At 41.4% G+C, this 19,207-nt stretch carries 18 protein-coding genes; all 18 read right to left on the bottom strand.

What is annotated here, in order from left to right; all coding sequences use genetic code 11:
• Positions 1–417 precede the first annotated feature (417 nt).
• On the bottom strand, positions 418–1,431 hold the full coding sequence (gene moaA, locus NST81_RS07625; RefSeq protein WP_341029171.1) for a GTP 3',8-cyclase MoaA: 1,014 nt from the start codon (positions 1,429–1,431) through the stop codon (positions 418–420).
• A gap of 322 nt (positions 1,432–1,753) precedes the next feature.
• Positions 1,754–3,346, bottom strand: coding sequence for a long-chain-fatty-acid--CoA ligase (locus tag NST81_RS07620; RefSeq protein ID WP_341029168.1), 1,593 nt, complete (start codon positions 3,344–3,346; stop codon positions 1,754–1,756).
• A 241-nt stretch (positions 3,347–3,587) separates the two neighbouring features.
• On the bottom strand, positions 3,588–3,758 hold the full coding sequence (locus tag NST81_RS07615; RefSeq protein WP_003354639.1) for a hypothetical protein: 171 nt from the start codon (positions 3,756–3,758) through the stop codon (positions 3,588–3,590).
• 15 nt (positions 3,759–3,773) lie between these two features.
• Positions 3,774–4,616 (bottom strand): SPFH domain-containing protein, encoded by an 843-nt coding sequence (locus NST81_RS07610; RefSeq protein WP_003354638.1) that lies wholly within the window; start codon positions 4,614–4,616, stop codon positions 3,774–3,776.
• Positions 4,617–4,940: 324 nt separating this feature from the next.
• The gene (bioB, locus tag NST81_RS07605; RefSeq protein ID WP_003354637.1) at positions 4,941–5,936 is read right to left on the bottom strand and encodes a biotin synthase BioB; all 996 of its coding nucleotides are present in this window, start codon (positions 5,934–5,936) and stop codon (positions 4,941–4,943) included.
• Positions 5,937–5,950: 14 nt separating this feature from the next.
• Entirely contained in the window at positions 5,951–6,544 is a 594-nt protein-coding gene (locus NST81_RS07600) for a biotin transporter BioY (RefSeq protein ID WP_371836612.1), read from the bottom strand.
• A 485-nt stretch (positions 6,545–7,029) separates the two neighbouring features.
• A complete protein-coding gene (locus NST81_RS07595) occupies positions 7,030–8,268 on the bottom strand; it encodes a M16 family metallopeptidase (protein ID WP_048623195.1) in 1,239 nt (412 codons plus the stop codon).
• Between the two features lie 31 nt (positions 8,269–8,299).
• Entirely contained in the window at positions 8,300–9,280 is a 981-nt protein-coding gene (locus tag NST81_RS07590) for a polysaccharide deacetylase family protein (protein ID WP_341029161.1), read from the bottom strand.
• A gap of 162 nt (positions 9,281–9,442) precedes the next feature.
• Positions 9,443–11,560, bottom strand: coding sequence for a polyribonucleotide nucleotidyltransferase (gene pnp, locus NST81_RS07585; protein ID WP_327803052.1), 2,118 nt, complete (start codon positions 11,558–11,560; stop codon positions 9,443–9,445).
• A gap of 325 nt (positions 11,561–11,885) precedes the next feature.
• The gene (rpsO, locus tag NST81_RS07580; protein WP_003354630.1) at positions 11,886–12,155 is read right to left on the bottom strand and encodes a 30S ribosomal protein S15; all 270 of its coding nucleotides are present in this window, start codon (positions 12,153–12,155) and stop codon (positions 11,886–11,888) included.
• Positions 12,156–12,280: 125 nt separating this feature from the next.
• Positions 12,281–13,231, bottom strand: coding sequence for a bifunctional riboflavin kinase/FAD synthetase (gene ribF / locus NST81_RS07575; RefSeq protein ID WP_048623194.1), 951 nt, complete (start codon positions 13,229–13,231; stop codon positions 12,281–12,283).
• A 110-nt stretch (positions 13,232–13,341) separates the two neighbouring features.
• Positions 13,342–14,250 (bottom strand): tRNA pseudouridine(55) synthase TruB, encoded by a 909-nt coding sequence (truB, locus tag NST81_RS07570; RefSeq protein WP_048623193.1) that lies wholly within the window; start codon positions 14,248–14,250, stop codon positions 13,342–13,344.
• A gap of 220 nt (positions 14,251–14,470) precedes the next feature.
• Entirely contained in the window at positions 14,471–14,830 is a 360-nt protein-coding gene (gene rbfA / locus NST81_RS07565; RefSeq protein ID WP_048623192.1) for a 30S ribosome-binding factor RbfA, read from the bottom strand.
• A 17-nt stretch (positions 14,831–14,847) separates the two neighbouring features.
• A complete protein-coding gene (locus tag NST81_RS07560; RefSeq protein WP_003354626.1) occupies positions 14,848–15,129 on the bottom strand; it encodes a DUF503 domain-containing protein in 282 nt (93 codons plus the stop codon).
• Positions 15,129–17,354, bottom strand: a complete 2,226-nt coding sequence (gene infB, locus NST81_RS07555) for a translation initiation factor IF-2 (protein ID WP_048623191.1) — start codon at positions 17,352–17,354, stop codon at positions 15,129–15,131. The genes NST81_RS07560 and infB overlap by 1 nt, the downstream gene beginning before the upstream one ends.
• A 4-nt stretch (positions 17,355–17,358) precedes the next feature.
• Positions 17,359–17,676 carry a YlxQ family RNA-binding protein gene (locus tag NST81_RS07550; protein WP_048623190.1) on the bottom strand — a complete coding sequence of 106 codons (318 nt, stop codon included), beginning with the start codon at positions 17,674–17,676 and terminating at the stop codon, positions 17,359–17,361.
• A complete protein-coding gene (rnpM, locus tag NST81_RS07545) occupies positions 17,677–17,952 on the bottom strand; it encodes an RNase P modulator RnpM (RefSeq protein WP_003354622.1) in 276 nt (91 codons plus the stop codon).
• A gap of 12 nt (positions 17,953–17,964) precedes the next feature.
• Complete coding sequence (gene nusA, locus NST81_RS07540) at positions 17,965–19,158, bottom strand: transcription termination factor NusA (protein WP_048623189.1); 1,194 nt, start codon at positions 19,156–19,158, stop codon at positions 17,965–17,967.
• Between the last annotated feature and the right edge of the window lie 49 nt (positions 19,159–19,207).

Raw genomic sequence — 19,207 nt, 5'->3', positions numbered from 1 at the left:
TTTACCACCATCATTCTTCGACGTCGGCAACTTTGAGCCAGTTCCAGTCAACGTTCTTGATCCGGTTGGACCCATACTCGTTCCATTCATCCATATATAGAGCGATCGAGTGATTTTTTCGTTCCGATCCATTTTATAAAAGGGAAATTAACAAATTTTCGAATGATGTTCTTCTCTTTTATCCTTCATTCTTTGTAGATTATACCACATTTTCCCTGGCGTCGTTTTGAAGTTCAGCAAATACCAATGGGAGAAATGGATTCTCCATCTCTTCCGTCCGGTCACTTTTGCTCCTTTTTTCCATATGTCAGGCTTGATCAACTTTCAGTCCTTGTATGGAAGATTTCCTTCAATTTTTTCTGATTATATCTTGTTCGTTTTGACAATACGCGCATTTGTTTTTTTCTTATTGGACGGTTATCCACCGATATAGGACATTTCAATTTTTTTACGGGGATGATGAGTATTAGCCAAACGTTCATCTGAATAACGATCTGCTCGGTGGTTCCAAATGTCTGCTACTTTTTGTGCAATTTCTTCATCCTTCGCCCCGCTTCGCAGAAGAGCTCTCAAGTCGTAGCCTTCACTTGCAAACAGGCAAGTATACAGTTTTCCTTCGGCCGAAATTCTGGCTCTTGTGCAGCTTGAGCAAAAAGATTCTGTAACAGAGGTGATAAAACCGACTTCCGTTTGTTCACCTTGATAACGATACCGTTTAGCCACTTCGCCAAAATACGCCGGTTCCACTGGCTCTAATTGAAAACGGCTCTTTAATTTTTCGTATATTTCTTTTTTGGTTACCACTTGATCTAATTTCCATCCATTTGAATTTCCGACATCCATAAATTCAATAAAACGGAGAGAAAGTCCTTTTTTTCGACAAAATTCTGCCATCGGCAAAATCTCGTCTTCATTCATACTTCTTTGGACAACCATGTTTATTTTCACCTTAAGGCCATGGGCAAGAGCAGCGTCAATCCCCTTTATGACTGCCTTGGAACGGACTCCTCGGCCGTTCATTTTCATAAAAATTTCATCATTCAGAGCGTCAAGGCTGACATTCACCCGTTTTAAACCAGCTTCTTTCAATTCTTTTGCATATTTAGGCAAATATACTCCATTTGTTGTAAGACCAATATCTTGAATGCTGGGAATTTTCAACAATCGCTGAATGAGGGAGGGGAGTTCTTTTCTCATGAGCGGTTCCCCGCCTGTAACTCGGATTTTTCTGACCCCCAATTTGCTAAAGATGATTGCCAATCTTTCTATTTCCTCAAACGAAAGCACTTCCTCTTTCGGCAAAAAAGCAAAATCCGGGCCAAATATTTCGGCGGGCATACAATATTGACAGCGGAAATTACAGCGATCAGTCACACTTATACGCAAATCTCGCAAAGGTCGATTCAACGTATCAAGAATTGGAATTTTCATTGTTTTCATCTCCCAAAAAGGAATGTTCCTTTTTAAGCTCGTTTCTTTTTTTGTGAAACGTCTCTCATTTCCATAACGATAGAAAAAGGGAGCAGAGTACGCTCCCTTTTTTCTATTGTAAAGGAAAATTCATTGTACGTACACCGTTTTTTTCCTGATGCCATTTTCGACTCTCTTTATGAATAATGTACAGATCAAAAAAGAAAATCAGACCTGATTCAGGAGAAAAAGGTGCGGCTAATATTCGTAAACAACGTTATGAAGGGTATGAGAGGAACCAAATTATGAAAAAGACGGCAAAAGAAACTTGCCGCCCATTTCATTAATTGACCAATCGCCCCGTTATTCCTTTTGATTCCCAATAATTTTTTCTTAATAACACCTTTTGAATCTTTCCCGATGCCGTTTTCGGCAGTTCCTCCACAAACGTTACTCCTGTAATCGCTTTAAAATGAGCTAACTTTGAACGGGAAAATTCGATTAATTCTTGTTCTGTTACGGTTTCGTTCGGTTTCTTGACTACAAAAGCATGCGGAGTTTCTCCCCACTTTTCATGCGGCACGGCGATGACAGCAGCTTCTAATACAGCCGGATGCTCGTAGAGAACGCCCTCGACTTCAATAGAGGAAATATTTTCTCCGCCGCTAATGATAATATCTTTTTTTCTGTCCACAATGTCGATATACCCGTACTCATCAATCGTCCCCATATCGCCGGTATGAAGCCAACCGTTTCGGATCGTCTCCATTGTCGCTTCTTCATTTTTCCAATAACCTTTCATCACGGCGTTGCTTCGAATAACCAGTTCTCCTATTTCCTTTCCGTTTCGTGCTACTTCCTCCCCATGTTCATTAACAACCTTAACACGACAACCAATCATCGGATAACCGGCTTTGGCTCTCACACGCCATTGCTCTTCCAAAGGTAAATGGCTCAAATGGGAACGAACGGTGGAAACCAAATGCAGCGGCGTACTTTCCGTCATTCCGTAAACTTGGATAAACTCCCAACCCAATTCATTCTCTACTCTTTTCACAAAGGAAGGCGGAGGAGCTGATCCGGCAATAACTACACGTACATCTTGTTCGATTACTGGATGATGCTGTTCATTATATTGAAGCAAGGAATTCAATACTGTTGGAGCCATTTCCATAAAGGTTACACGATGCTTTTGCACTAAATCAAATATCGTTTTTGCTTCCACTTTTCTCAAAGCTACATGAGTCGCTCCATTGGCTGTAAAATAAAAGGGGGCTCCCCAACCGTTGACGTGGAACATAGGCAGTACATGAAGCAGCTTGTCTCGATCCGAAACGCGCAAATGATGCATCGACCAAAGTGCATGAAGATAATTATTGCGATGCGTCAACATAACCCCTTTTGGGTTCCCGGTCGTCCCGCTCGTATACAATAAACTACATACATCTTCTTCATGGATTTCGGGTCGTTCTATTTCGTTAGTTGGAAACATGCTCAACCAATTGTCATAATCTATTTCCTCGTTGTCTTTGTCTTTATAATGAACAATAATATGTTCAACGGTCTCTAGACGGTCTTTCACCGGTTGGATCAAATGATAAAGATCTTGGTCGACAAACAGTACTTTCGATTCACTATGATTTAGCATAAACAAATAATCTTCAGGTTTCAATCGAATATTCAAAGGAACCATAATAGCTCCTAGCTGAAAAATTCCATAAAAACCTTCAAGCATTTCCAATGTGTTGGGCGCCAAATACGCCACTCGATCTCCCTTCTGGATGCCTAGTGAATACAACCCATGAGACAACTGATTCACTCTTTCTTTTAATTGTCGATAAGTGAAGTAGCGATCGTCATTAATCACTCCAATTTTTTCTGCATACAAATCAGCAGCGCGATCTAAAAAATCTGTCAGTACTAAAGGAACGTGCATAACTCATCTCCTCCATTGTTCAGAAAATTATAATATATCAGAATATTAACATATTTTAATAGGAATAAACAATGATTTCCCTGCTGCCTTTTTTCCTAGTCTAAAAGAATGATAGAAAATTCAGCTAATCCCTTTCATCGATCCGTCCCCTGTATGCGTCTATAAAAAAGAGGATATACGTTCTTGAACGAACATCATATCCTCTTATCATTTATGAATCAAAAGCAAGTGTATGAAAAAATTATTCATCCTCTTTTTTTCTCTTTGGCAATCTCTTTTCACGCCGAGCAGCCTCTCTTAATAAAAATTCAATATGAGCATTCACACTACGGAATTCTTCTTGCGCCCACCGTTCAATGATTGCATACAATTCAGGATCTATTCTCAACGGAAAATGTTTCTTGTTGGCCATGTTGATCCACAACCATTAGTACAAGCTGCCGGTATTAATGACCGGCTGAGCGCCACGGTCAGATATGATCGCAATCATTAAATTATTGACCATGTTCACTTTTCTTTCCTCATCCAGTTCAATCGTTCCATCGTTCGAAAGCTGTTCGACGGCCATTTGAGCCATACTGACAGCACCTTCTACAATCATTTTTCTGGCCGATAGAACGGCGGCGGCCTGTTGACGCTGAAGCATGGCGCTCGCAATTTCTGTCGAATAAGCCAAATGGGTCAGCCTCGCTTCGATTACTTGAACTCCCGCAACGTTTAACCGTTCTTGCAATTCGTCGGCCAATTCTTTGGAAACAATATCCGCATTGCCTCTTAATGTAATATGGTGGTCATCCAACGTATCATAAGGATACTTTGTTGCGACGTGGCGGATAGCAGCCTCGCTTTGGATTTCCACGAATTCTTCATAATCATCTACATCAAAAGTTGCTTTCGCTGAATCAATGACTTTAAAGACGATGACGGAAGCAATTTCAATCGGATTTCCTTCCACATCATTTACTTTCAGTTTTTTGCTGTTAAAATTTCGCACGCGAAGAGACACTTTTTTCTTATTCGTAAATGGAACAGTTAAAGCTATACCGCTTTTTCGAATGGTTCCTACATAACGCCCGAAAAAAACGACAACATTGGCTTGGTTAGGCTGTACAATAGTCAGACCGCTCCCGATCAGTATGGCAATGATCACCAACAAAATAGAACGAAAAAAATGATCTCGAGACATGGCTAAAAAAGCCACAGCCAACAGAGCGATAATTAACAAAATTCCGATAAATCCGTTCATGTGCCATGCATTTTTCTCTTTCAATTTTCGCTTCCCCTTCCTATTGGAATTTATATCAAAATGATATCATAATTTGAAATATATGTAAATCATAACAAATTTTCCGTAGAATGATTGAAATGAAAAAAAGTCCTTATTTTATCAACGCCTTAAACTTTTTATCACGATAGGATGTCCACACCGAACCCGTTCATGATTGTGCGGTCTCATCCTTTTATTGTCACTGTCCTAACCATCCTGAGCAAGACAAACCATCTTCCATGAACAAAACACAAAAAATCGCCGCTTCATGGAAGCGGCGGCCTGTACGACGGCTGAATCAGCCTTTCTTTGTGATTGCATTTTTATTTAAATCACCTGTTCTTTTTCTTGCACGAATTCGATTTCAAAACCTAAATCGGTAATCATTTGATGGTCTGCGGTTGTTTCCTGGCCTTCCGTTGTCAAATAGTCTCCGATAAAAATCGAATTGGCCGGATAGAGTCCAAATGGCTGCAAACTGCGCAAGTTCACTTCTCTTCCGCCGGCGATGCGAATTTCCTTTGACGGATTGATATAACGGAATAAACATAGAACTTTTAAACAATAGAGCGGGTTCAACTCCCTTACTCCTTCGAGCGGCGTTCCCTCTATCGGATTTAAAAAGTTCACCGGTATCGAGTCTGCATCTAAAATATGCAAACTGCGGGCCATATGGATGACATCTTCTTTCGTTTCCTTCATTCCGACTATGACACCCGAACAAGGGGAAATTCCGCTTTCTTTCACCGTTTCAATGGTTTCTACGCGATCCTCGTACGTATGCGTTGTCGTGATGTTTTCATAGTGGCGCTCCGATGTATTGATATTATGGTTGTAACGGTCTACCCCCGCTTCTTTCAACCGCTTGGCTTGTTCCGGCTTCAATATCCCCAAGCAAGCACATATTTTCATTTGATATCGCTCTTTAATTTCTTCCACGGCGGCAGCAATGTGTTCCACTTCTTTATTGCTAGGTCCTCTTCCGCTCGCCACGATGCAGAATGTTCCGGCATTTAATTGCCGCGCCCTTTCTGCTCCTTTTAAAATCGTTTCTTTATCCATCATCCGATATTTTTCAATCGGTGCTGTGGATATGACGGATTGAGAGCAGTAGCTGCAGTTTTCTGGACAGAGTCCTGATTTTGTATTTAAAATCATATTTAATTTTACCTTGTTGCCGTAATAGTGGTGCCGTATCCGATAGGCTCCCTGAAGCAGTTCAAGCAATTCTGCATCGGGGCAATTCAAAATATTCATCGCTTCCAAATCGCTTATTTCATAACCGTTTAAAACGCTTTCAGCCAGTTCGATCCATCTAGACATTTTTTCCCTTCTTTCTATACATTTTGATTACGCAATTTGCTTTTGGAAAGTACAGTACGTTCTAACCGATAAGCAAGAAATCCGGCAAAAACAGATAAAAGGATATCTTTCGGAAGCGGGACTAACATCGTCAGCCAAGCGGCTTTATAAGAAAAAGCCGGCGGGGCATCTGCCCACAATTTCATCGCCATATACATCCAGTTCGTTCCGAAAAGATAATTGGCTGCCATACCGGCTAATGAGGCTATTACGTAGGCAGTCTGCGTTTTCTTTTTTTCGATTATCCATCCTGTTATGTACGCAGCCAAAATAAAAGACAATATAAACCCAAATGTCGGGCTAAAAATCGTTTCGAAACCTCCTTTAAATTGGGCAAAAACCGGTACACCGATTATTCCGATAAGGGCATAAACAGTCATGGAGATAGCCCCTAGCCGTTTGCCGAGAACCGCACCAGCCAGAACGGCAAAGACTGTCTGCAACGTAATGGGCACCCCGTTAATGACCATAAAAGGTGCAAAAGAAGTAATATTTGCCCCGATCATCATCAATGCAGCAAACAACGCCATCATCGTCAAATCAATCGCCTTTATATTTCTTGGTTTCAACACCCTCTCCCCTTTCTGTCTCTACCAAATAGCATAATCTTTCCATTTTTGATTGTCAACCTATCAAATAAATAGTTGACATAAAAAACAGGATATTTCTTTGAATTTAACCTATTTGTTCCTTTCAAAAAAATTTTAGCTTGCAATCCATATGTTTTATTGATCTAATTTGGATGAACATGGGCAGCCTTTTTTCGTCTAAAACTCACTCATACTTTGCACAAGATCAAAAGGTGAACCACTCATTTCTAGCCAAACAAAAACCCCTTATAGCAGATTTTATCTACTATAAGGGGATCAGATTCCTTTTTTATGCATCAAAAAATCCGTTCAATGTGAAAATCCAAAAATCTTTTTTAAAAATTAAAGATCCAGTGCATCAACTTTTTCATTAAAATAAACGTAGAGAACTGGTTCTGTGTGGCTACAGCTCTTCTTTTTAATCAGCGTCTTCCACCCGCGGCCAACCGCTGGAATGGAGATGATTATATAAGGGATGACGGCAGTTTCCCATCAGGGCTGATCAACGAAAGGGCATATGGTTTCGAAAAAAGTTCTTGCGCCATTTCATTGACGGACTGAATATTCACTTGATCGATTAATTGAATCATTTCATCCAAAGTGCGATGTCTTTTCAGCAATAATTCGTTTTTGCCGTTTCGGCTCATACGACTGTTTGTGCTTTCCAGCCCTAGCATTAAATTGCCCTTTAGTTGTTCTTTACTGTTATGTAGCTCTTTCTCCGTGATACCCTGTTGCTTTAAGTGTTCCAGCGTTTGAAAAATCGTTTCAGAAAGTTGATCCAGCTGATCGGCCCCTGTACCGCCGTAGATGGCGATCATCCCGTTGTCACGGTAGGATGAATGATACGAAAAGACGGAATAAGCAAGCCCTCTTTGCTCTCTGACTTCTTGGAACAGTCTTGAAGACATGCTGCCGCCCAGCACATTGTTTAAAATGATGAGATTATAACTATCTTCATGTCCAACTTCCAATCCTTTGAAACCGATACATAAATGGGCTTGTTCGGTGTCTTTTGTTTTTGAAATCCGGTCAGCATGGAATGTGGGTTGAATGGATCCCCGATCACGTTTTCCACCTTCATAAGAGCCAAATCGTTTTTCCACTTCTTTTATAAACGTTTCATCGACGTTTCCTGCGATAGAGATCACAACACGATCCGGAGTATACATTTGATGCATATATTCTTTTAATTTTTGGCTAGTAAAGCTCTCCAAAGTCTCTTCCGTTCCAAGGATAGGATATCCTAAAGGATGCCGTCCGTATGCTGCTTTGCTTAACAAGTCGTGTACAAGATCGTCAGGAGTGTCTTCATACATTTTAATTTCTTCTAAAACGACATTTTTTTCTTTTTTTAATTCCTCTTCCTCAAATGTGGAATGGAAAAACATATCGGCTAACAGTTCTAATGCATATGAGGCATGATTATCAAGAACTTTTGCATAATAGCACGTGTATTCTTTCGATGTGAACGCATTGACTTGTCCGCCTATGCTATCAAAACTCTCAGCAATTTCCTTTGCATTCTTGGATTCTGTCCCTTTAAAAAACATATGCTCTAAAAAGTGGGAAATGCCATTGTTTTCAGGGGATTCATCCCTCGAACCGGTTCCTACCCATATTCCGATGGCAACGGAGCGGACCGTAGGAATAGTTTCTAATACGATTCTTACTCCATTCTGACAAGTATAAGTTTTGATCAAATTGCATCCTCCTATCTTGCTGCTTCCATTATTAGTCATTTTTCTCATCTTCTATTGGAAAAATGCGTTCTTCGTTTAATAACTGCGACACCGTGTTGATCTTCAAATTCTTTTTTTGAATTTTTGTGATTAATCGTTCCAAAGAAGCTGCGGTGCTTTTTGTCGGATGCATGAGAACAATCGACCCCGGTCCGACATTGGAAATGACCCTATTAACCAATTCATCTGGGGCAGGATTTCTCCAATCAATGGTATCAACCGTCCACATGATTGTTTCCATCCCTAGACTGTCCGCAATTTTGACAACTTCATCGCGATAGCTTCCGCTTGGAGGCGCAAAGAGCGAAACGTTTTTTCCTGTCGTCGCCTCTATCACTTGATTCGTTTTGATCATCTCTTCCCTGATTCGGTCGGACGAGAGGGTTTTCATGTCAGGATGTGTGAAGGAATGATTTCCCACTTCATGTCCACCGTCCACAATCATTTTGGCTAAATCCGGATTTTTCTTTACCCATCGCCCCTCCAGAAAAAAAGTGGCATGAATATGATGCTTTTTTAAGACAGAAAGGATTTTGGGCAAATACTCATTTCCCCACGCCACGTTCACCGCAAAACTAACCATCGGCTTATCGGGATGACCGCGGTATATGGGAGCGGGAGGAAGATTATGTAAATGAACTTGGGGTTTCGTTTGATGAAAAACAAGTTTATCCTCATTAAACTTTCCGTCTTTTTTCATTCTTTCGTAAGAACGTTTCACATCCACTTTTATCCCATTATAACCGGGGATTTTCTTCCAAACCCGATCAATCACGGCATCTTGCGCTTTTCGGGAATATTTATGATCAGCTGCTTTGATTTGGTTATACAAAGATGGCTCAGCCTTGGCATCTGCAGAAAGCGCCTCTGATTTCAAAGAAGATAAGTATTGGGTCGTCATAGGGTTATCCACAATGAAAAAGGATAGCACACATAAAAAAAGGATGCCAAAGATTCGTCTTGAATTAGCCACGGTTTTCCCTCCCCCCTTCACTACCATATGAAACAAGAGGGACAGTTAGAACCGTGTTTCTTCAAAGCGTTATTCTGCAACAAAAAAGCCAGGGAACCCCTGACCTCTTTACTCATTATTTATAACATAGGATGAAAATCCGTTTCAATGGCTGGATGAAAATTATGCTTGTTCATTTTTTTTCTTTTGATCTCTTAACACCGCTTTTCGCGATAAATTGATCCGACCATGTTCATCAATATTGATGACTTTCACTAGTATTTGGTCTCCTATCGACACGACATCTTCTACTTTTCGAATTCTTTCTTCCGCCAATTCAGAAATGTGGACTAAGCCGTCTTTTCCGTTGAAAATTTCCACGAAAGCACCGAATTTTTCAATCCGTTTAACAGTCCCAAGATAGATTTGCCCTGGTTCAACTTCTCGAACGATATCTTCAATGATCTTTTTGGCTTTATTATTCATTTCTTCATCTACTGAAGAAATAAAGATCGTTCCATCTTGTTCAATATCGATTTTAACTCCTGTTTCTTCGATGATTTTATTGATTTGTTTTCCGCTTGGTCCGATGACATCGCGGATTTTATCCGGATTAATGGTCATCGACAAAATTTTAGGAGCATACATCGATAAATGGGTGCGTGGTTTTGAAATGGTGCTCATCATATGTTCAAGGATTTTCAATCTTCCCCGTCTAGCTTGTTGGAGTGCTTCTTCCAAGATTTCACGATTTAGTCCTTTTATTTTAATATCCATTTGCAGAGCGGTAACGCCTTTTTCTGTACCGGCAACTTTAAAGTCCATATCGCCAAGATGATCTTCCATTCCTTGAATGTCTGTTAAGACCGTATAATGTTCTCCGGATTTCACTAATCCCATTGCAATTCCCGCAACCGGCGCTTTAATGGGCACACCGGCGTCCATCATCGCCAGCGTACTAGCACAAATACTAGCCTGAGATGTCGATCCGTTTGATTCCAAAACTTCAGAAACAAGACGAATGGTATAAGGGAATTCTTTCTCATTCGGAACAACAGGTTCCAGAGCTCTTTCTCCCAATGCACCATGCCCAATTTCCCGGCGTCCCGGTCCTCTCATTGGTCCAGTTTCCCCTACACTAAAAGGAGGGAAATTATAATGATGCATAAAACGTTTTGATTCTTCAATTCCGAGACCGTCCAAGATTTGAACATCACCAAGCGCTCCTAATGTACATACGCTTAAAGCCTGTGTTTGTCCACGAGTAAACAATGCGGAACCATGTGTACGCGGCAATAAGCCAACAGCAGAAGAAAGCGGACGAATTTCATCGATTTTTCGTCCGTCCGGGCGAATTTTTTCGACTGTAATCAAACGACGGACTTCCTCTTTCACGATTTTATCCAGTATTTCTTTTACTTGTTTAATCGTTTCTTCCTCAATATCTTCTTTCTCTTCAAATTCCGCAACTACTCGGTCTTTTATCTCTTGGATGGCGTCATCCCTGGCATGCTTTTCTTTTACTTGAATGGCAGCCAACATTTCTTGTTCGCACATGGAACGAACTTGTTTTTCCAATTCAGGATCAATTTCATACAGCTGAACTTCCATTTTTTCTTTGCCAACTAATTTGACGATTTCTTCTTGGAAAGCGATCAACCGTTTGATTTCTTCATGACCGAACATTATCGCTTCTAACATGGTTTCTTCTGGTACTTCATTCGCTCCAGCTTCCACCATATTAATGGCATCTTTTGTACCGGCAACGGTTAAATGAATATCGCTTTTTTCCATTTGTTCCACTGTCGGGTTAATGACAAATTCACCGTCAACGCGCCCGACAATGACCCCAGCAATCGGTCCTTCAAAAGGAATATCCGAAATGCTGAGCGCAAGTGATGAACCAAGCATCGCTGCCATTTCCGATGAACAGTTTTGGTCAACGCTCATCACCATACTTACGACTTGAACTTCATTTCGAAATCCTTCCGCAAATAACGGACGGATCGGGCGGTCTATTAAACGACTTGCAAGAATGGCTTTTTCGCTGGGCCGGCCTTCCCTTTTAATAAATCCGCCTGGGATTTTACCAACCGCATACAATCTTTCTTCATAATTGACGGTAAGCGGAAAAAAGTCTACTGACTTTGGTTCTTTTGAAGCGGTTGCCGTACTTAAAACTACCGTATCACCATAATACACGAGCGCAGCGCCGTTCGCTTGTTTGGCAACCTGTCCAATTTCCACCGTCAGTTTGCGTCCAGCCCAATCTATAGAAAATGTTTGTTTCTCTTGCTCCATAAATGAACTCCTCTCTATTCAATCACATAGTTCCTAATGACGCACTCTTGCCTTCAAGAATATCATTGCTTTCAGGAAAAGTATAGACAAAAAATAATCTCCATGCTTTTCCATCGAGCCATGAAACACGAAACGGACAAACCTAAGGGTGTCGTAAATGGAAAACCCATTAGAACAAAACTCTGTATTATGTATTTTTACCGAATTTAACATCTGTCATCCTGGAACATACAGGCTCAGTGCGGTCGACTTGCTTATATCACGCACTAAAAGCCACTTATTTTTCTGCTAACAAAAAAGCGGGAAAAATCCCGCTTTTTGCTGATTATCGGCGCAAACCAAGTTTTTGAATCAATTCACGGTAACGTTGCACGTCTTTTTTGCGTAGGTACGTCAATAAGTTGCGGCGTTTCCCTACCATTTTCATAAGACCGCGACGTGAATGGTGGTCTTTTTTATGAACACGTAAATGATCATTCAATACATTGATTTGTTCAGTCAGGACAGCGATTTGAACTTCTGGAGAACCAGTGTCATTCTCGTGTGTTTTGAATTGATTGATGATCTCGTTTTTGCGTTCTTGTGATAAAGCCATCCTTTTCACCTCCATTTTCTTTTCGATCCCCAATTACTGAGCAAGCGCCGGAGCAACGTCATGCCAAGTAATGGTTCTTTTTCATACGATAATTAGAATACTATGTTTTCAAACAAAAAGCAAGTCTATTCGGCTTCATTTTGAAAATATTTGATGGCCGATTGTTTATCTTTTTCAATTTGAGCGACCAATTCTTGAACGCCGTTGAATTTGCGTTCTTGTCGAATGTGCTTGTACCATTCTACTGTCACTTCTTCGCCATAGATGGAGTGGTCAAATTCAAACAAATGAACCTCAATCGACATGAAACGTTCATCCGGTTGTTTAAAAGTAGGTCTATACCCAATATTGCATACACCATTCACCCATTTGTCTTTCACTTTCATTTTCACCGCATATACTCCCGTTTTCGGCAGATAATAGTCGTCATCACATTCCACATTAGCTGTCGGGAATCCAATTTTTCTTCCCCGTTGGTCACCGTGGACCACCGTCCCGGTAATTCGATAAGGCCGCCCTAAAAGACGATTGGCTTCTTCGATTTGCCCTTCCGTTAGTAAGCATCGAATTTTGGTGGAGCTGACTTTTTCCCCGTCGTATGCAAGCTTATCCACTTTTGTGATGGCAAATAAATGACGAGAATGCATTGGAAGCGTGTCCATCGTTCCATTTCCGCACCGGCCGTATGTAAAATCGTAGCCTGCCACAACATGCTGGACATTTAAACCAATAATATATTGATCTACGAATTGCTGCGGTTCCAAGTTGGCAAAATCAGACGTAAATCGAATAACAAACAAATGATCGATTCCTAGATGTTCTATCATTCGAATCTTTTCCTCAAGGGGAGTGATATACTGAATCTTTTCATGTTTTTTCCCCAACACGACGGAAGGATGGGGATCAAACGTCATCACTGCACTTTTCCAGTTTCGTTCGGCCGCAATGTTCTTCGCTGTCTCAATCACTTGCTGGTGACCCGCATGCACCCCGTCAAAAAATCCTAATGCCATTGCCATCGGGGGCAGTTCCTCTTTTTGGATGGAGTGCGGGTGATTCAACATCGTTATTTTCATTATCCTCACCTATCCCTCTTTCTTCCGCATTTCTCTTCGCGGAATTGAACAGACGCGAAACAGTCTGTCCAGCCCTTGCCGACAATAGAGTCTGACATCTGTCCGTTATCTCATTCAGTCAAAACTTTCACTGGTTTTATGTATAGCTGTTTCGTAGGATGTGTTTGATAGATGGCCATCAGACGATTTTTGTAAAAAACCGCCACTTTTCCGTCATTTTCCGGCCAATCAATAGGTTTTTCCAATATTGCTCCGTTTTTTACTTTCTCCGCTACTTTATCACTAATATTCCATTTCGGCAAATGGGACACACCTTGTTCCAATGGAAAAAGGATTGTTTCCAGCTGATTTTTTTCAGCCAGCTTGGATAAATCTGAAAGCGTGACACAATCTGTTTTGGAAAAACCACCCGACGCTGTTCTCGTTAATTTGGACATATAGGCAGGATATCCAAGCTCTTGACCAATCATGACAGCAAGAGTACGAATGTATGTTCCTTTGCTGCAAACGACTCTAAATGGAATGGAGACAAATTCTCCAGAGAACCATTCACGGTCATCCAATAACTCCAGTTCATAAATGGTGACCGTTCTTTTAGGTCTTTCCACTTCCAACCCTTGTCTTGCATATTCGTATAGTCGCTTTCCATTCACTTTCACTGCCGAAAACATGGGCGGCGTTTGTTCAATGGTACCCGTCAACCGCTCGAACACATCCAAAATTTCTTTCCGAGAAAAGGTTTTATCTACCGTTTTTACTTCTACGGTTTCTCCGTCGGCGTCCTCCGTTGTCGTGGAAAGTCCGATCGTTACCTCTCCTTCATATGTCTTTCCTGCATTCGTCATGTATTCGGCGATTTTAGTCGCTTTGCCTATACAGATAGGTAAAACACCAGACACATTCGGATCCAGCGTACCTGTATGGCCGACTCGTTTTGTTTTAAACAATTTTCGGATTTGAAAAACGCAGTCATGCGATGTCATTCCTCGTTCTTTCCAAAGTGCTACAATACCGTCCATCGATTCACATCCTTTTTTTCTGTCACTAGACGGTTTCATTATCATTATGAAAATGATTTTTTACGAAAAGCTCTATATAGAAAAAGGGCTGATTACAGACCAATACAATAGAAATATCGATTTCCTTCGTTTGAATGGTCATTACATAACATGAACCTTTTTTAAGATCGTACAGAACCCTTAAAGAAAAAGGATAGACTTGTGGGTCTATCCCCTTCCTTTAATTCTCCTGATTGGATTCATTGCTGCTGATTTCTTTCAGCAGCGTTTCAATGCGATTGCCATAATCAATGGATTCATCAAATTCAAAAAGAAGATCGGGCGTTTTCCGCAGGCGAATTCGTTGGCCGATTTCAGAACGAATGAATCCTTTCGCTTTGGCAAGAGCTTTTAATGTATCCTTTTTTTGTTTTTCATCGCCTAACACGGAAATATATACTTTTGCCTGCTGCAAGTCGCCTGTCAATTGCACATCCGTCACAGTGACAAAACCAATACGCGGATCTTTAATTTTTCTGCCGATGATATCCGACAGCTCTTTTTTCATTTGTTCTCCGACTCGGTTTGCACGAAGGTTCACATTTATCACCTCTATCTCTATAACCATTCATAAGATGCGCTTAACCTTTCCCACTCAGGAAATGAATCCAAATAACGGAGGGCATTCTCCAATTGGCGTTCACAAGCTTGTCGTGACGATGCTACCGTCACAACCGCAATTCTTGTTCGTTGCCAGACATCTTGATGGTCGATTTCAGCCACGGAAACATTCATTTTTTGCTTCAAACGTGTTAACACACGCTGAAGTACAGCCCGTTTTTCTTTTAATGACCGGGCATCCTGGATGAAAAATTCAACTTCCAGGCTGCCGATCGTCATTAACGTTCCACTTCTTTCATGACAAATGCTTCAATGACATCTCCTTCTTTAATGTCATTAAAGTTTTTAATGGTAATTCCGCATTCATATCCTTGATGGACTTCTTTTACATCGTCTTTAAAACGTTTCAAAGTATCAATCTCGCCTTCAAAGATGACGATGCCGTCACGAATGAGCCGAACTCCGCTATCACGGGTAATTTTTCCTTCCGTTACATAAGAACCGGCAATGGTACCAATTTTAGAAACTTTAAACGTTTGTCGAACCTCTGCTTGACCAATAATTTTTTCTTCGTATTCCGGATCAAGCATTCCTTTCATTGCGGATTCAATTTCTTCAATCGCTTTGTAAATAATACGGTGCAGACGGATATCGACTTTTTCCGTCTCAGCCGCACGTTTAGCATTTACATCCGGACGAACATTAAAACCTATAACGATGGCATTGGAAGCACTTGCTAAAATAATATCTGATTCCGTAATCGCTCCAACACCCGTATGAATAATTTTTACATTTACGCCCTCTACATCAATTTTTTGTAAAGCAGCAGCCAGTGCCTCAACCGATCCTTGCACGTCGGCTTTTAAAATGATATTTAACTCTTTCATTTCCCCTTGTTTCATATGTTCAAACAAATTGTCGAGGCTGATCTTGGCTTTTTCGCTTCGTTGTGCCGCCAGTGCTTGTTGAGCCCTTGCCTCGCCAATTTGACGGGCTTTTTTCTCATCTTCAAATACAACAAAACGGTCACCAGCCTGAGGAACGTCGTTTAAACCAGTAATTTCTACCGGAGTAGACGGTCCAGCCGTTTTGACACGACGCCCTAGATCGTTTACCATCGCACGAACCCGACCGTAAGTATTTCCTACTACAATCGGATCTCCCACATGAAGAGTACCGTTTTGAACAAGCAATGTGGCTACAGGGCCACGGCCTTTATCTAGCTGCGCTTCAATCACCGTTCCGAGCGCCAGTCGATTCGGATTCGCTTTTAACTCCTCTACTTCGCTGACCAACAGGATCATTTCCAATAAATTATCGATGCCTTCTCCGGTTAAGGCCGATATTGGAACAAAGATCGTATCGCCGCCCCAATCCTCAGGAACCAATCCGTATTCCGTCAATTCTTGCATGACACGATCCGGATTGGCAGATGGTTTATCAATCTTATTGACCGCTACAATGATCGGTACATTAGCCGCTTTCGCATGATTGATGGCTTCAACCGTTTGCGGCATTACCCCGTCATCGGCAGCAACAACCAGCACAGTGATGTCCGTCACTTGTGCCCCACGGGCCCGCATCGTTGTAAAAGCAGCATGGCCCGGCGTATCCAAAAACGTGATTTTCTTTCCGTTCACTTCGACTTGGTAAGCACCAATATGTTGGGTAATTCCTCCTGCTTCTCCTTCCGTCACTTTTGTATGACGGATCGAATCCAGCAATGTCGTTTTCCCGTGGTCAACATGCCCCATAATCGTCACAACAGATGGCCGCTCTACTAAATCTTCCGGTTGATCTTCCGTAAAGTACACTTCCAGATCGGTTTCATCAATTTGGACTTCTTCTTCTACTGCCACACCGTATTCGTCCGCAATCAACTCAATGGCATCTTTATCTAATTCTTGGTTGATCGTGGCCATAATTCCTAGCATAAATAATTTTTTAATGATTTCGGACGGCTCAACATGCAATTTTTTGGCAAATTCAGCAACTGTCATAGATCCTGAGAATGTTATTTTTTCAGGAAGTTCTCTTTTCTTGGCAGAAGGCTGTTGAGCATTGGATGGTTGATGCGCTTTCTTTCCTTTTTGATTTCTATGCTTGTTGTTTTTTGGCTTGTTTCCTTTACGGTCGAAGGCAGCAGTTTCTTTCGGACGGTGATCATGATGATCATGTTTTTTGCCTTCTCCGCCTTTTGATCCCGATCTTGGCTGTGATTTCACACGATTTTCTTTTGCGTTTTCCTCATTCGACTGCTTGAACTGAGGAGAAGCTTTCGATTGCGGCTTGTTTGACCTTTCCGGATTCTTCTCATGGCGATGGCCATGTTCTTTTTCTTTGTGTAATTGATCGAACGCTTTGTCCAGTTTTTGAATGGTTTCATCATTGATGGTCGTCATATGGTTGGAAACATCAATATCTAATTCCTGAAGCTTAGAAATCACCTCTTTACTAGACACATGCTTGGTCTTGGCATACTCATATATTCTCATTTTACTCATATGTTCACCCCCGTATAGTTTCGTCGAGCAGAAAATGCAGCTTTTTCGCAAAGCCTTCGTCCAGCACAGCCACCACGACTCTTTCCTTTTTTCCGATCGATTGTCCCAACAAATACCGGTTGGAAACTTCTTTTACAGGAACTTGGTAATAAAGGCATTTATCTTTTATTTTTTTTATGGTGTTTTCCGAGGCGTCTTTCGACAAAAGGACGAGCTTTGCTCGACCCGTTCGAATTTCTTTCACTGCCAATTCTTCTCCGGAAATAATTTTCCCCGCTCTATTGGCCAATCCAAGAAGTGAAACCCACTTTTCCTGTTTCACTTACTTTTTCTCCTTTTCGATATACTCGATTAGTTCTGAGTATAAAGAATCGTCGATCTGAACATTTAAATGTCTGGAAAGCGCATTGGTTTTTTTGGCCAGAAGGACCGCTTCTTTATCTTTTGACAAATAGGCTCCTCTTCCGGATTTTTTGCCGGTTGGATCAATCGAAACCGTTCCTTCTTTCGAACGGACGATGCGAATCATTTCTTTTTTAGGTTTCATTTCACCCGTTGCAACACATTTACGCAATGGTATTTTTTTCTGAACAGCCATGATTCTCCACCCCTATTCGATTTTTTCAGATGAAAAATCAGTTGCTTCTGTACCCGTTTCTTGTGAATTCTCCACTTCCTCAAGCTGTATCATTTCTTCTGTCGTTTCAGATTCATCACTCTCGTTTATTTCTTCTTCCAAGTTTGCGGCAGCCGGAGGATAGATTCCAAGTTTTCTCGCTTCCGATTCACTTTTAATATCAATTTTCCATCCGGTTAGTTTAGCCGCAAGCCGTGCATTTTGACCTCTTTTGCCAATGGCCAGCGAAAGTTGATAATCCGGAACAACGACAGTCGTCGCTTTTCCTTCCTCATTCACCTGAACATCCAACACTTTGGAAGGGCTTAACGCATTGGCCACGAACACTACAGGATCGTCGGACCATTTGACAATATCGATTTTTTCTCCTTTTAGTTCGTTTACAACCGCCTGAACACGGGCGCCTTTAGGACCGACGCAAGCACCGACAGGATCGACATCCGGATTTTCCGCATACACCGAAATTTTTGAACGATCTCCCGCTTCACGAGCGACCGACTTAATTTCAACGGTGCCATCAAAAATTTCAGGAACTTCAATTTCAAATAGTCTTTTCAGCAAGCCAGGATGAGTACGCGATACATAGATTTGCGGTCCTTTTGTCGTTTTTTCTACTTTCGTAATATAGACTTTAATGCGATCATGCGGCTTGTACGTTTCATTCGGCATTTGCTCGTTTTGCGGAAGGAGCGCTTCAATCTTCCCTAGACTGACATAGATAAAACGAGAATCTTGCCGCTGCACAATCCCCGTCATGATATCTTCTTCACGGTCAATAAACTCGGAATAAATAATTCCTCTTTCCGCTTCCCGAACTCTCTGCGTCACTACTTGCTTCGCGGTTTGTGCCGCAATTCTTCCAAAGTTTTTCGGTGTAACTTCCAATTCTACAATATCGCCGATTTCATAGGACGGGTTTATTTTTTTAGCCTCGTCCAGAGAAATTTCCAAACGAGAATCAAATACTTCTTCCACCACTTCTTTTCTGGCAAAAACTCTCATCGTTCCCGTTTCTACATTTAAGTCGACACGAACGTTTTGGGCTTGGTTAAAGTTCCGTTTATAAGCCGAAACAAGCGCGGCTTCAATGGCATCGACAATCACTTCTCTTGAAATCCCTTTTTCTTTTTCCAAAATAACAAGAGCATCTAAAAACTCTGTGCTCATTGTCGGTTCATCCCCCTTCAAGATCACAATTAAGCTCTATCATTATATG

It is taken from the genome of Bacillus sp. FSL W8-0223 (assembly GCF_038006805.1).
Taxonomy (GTDB): Bacteria; Bacillota; Bacilli; order Bacillales; family DSM-4216; genus Bacillus_O; species Bacillus_O smithii.
This window is presented reverse-complemented; position numbering and strand designations above follow the sequence as displayed.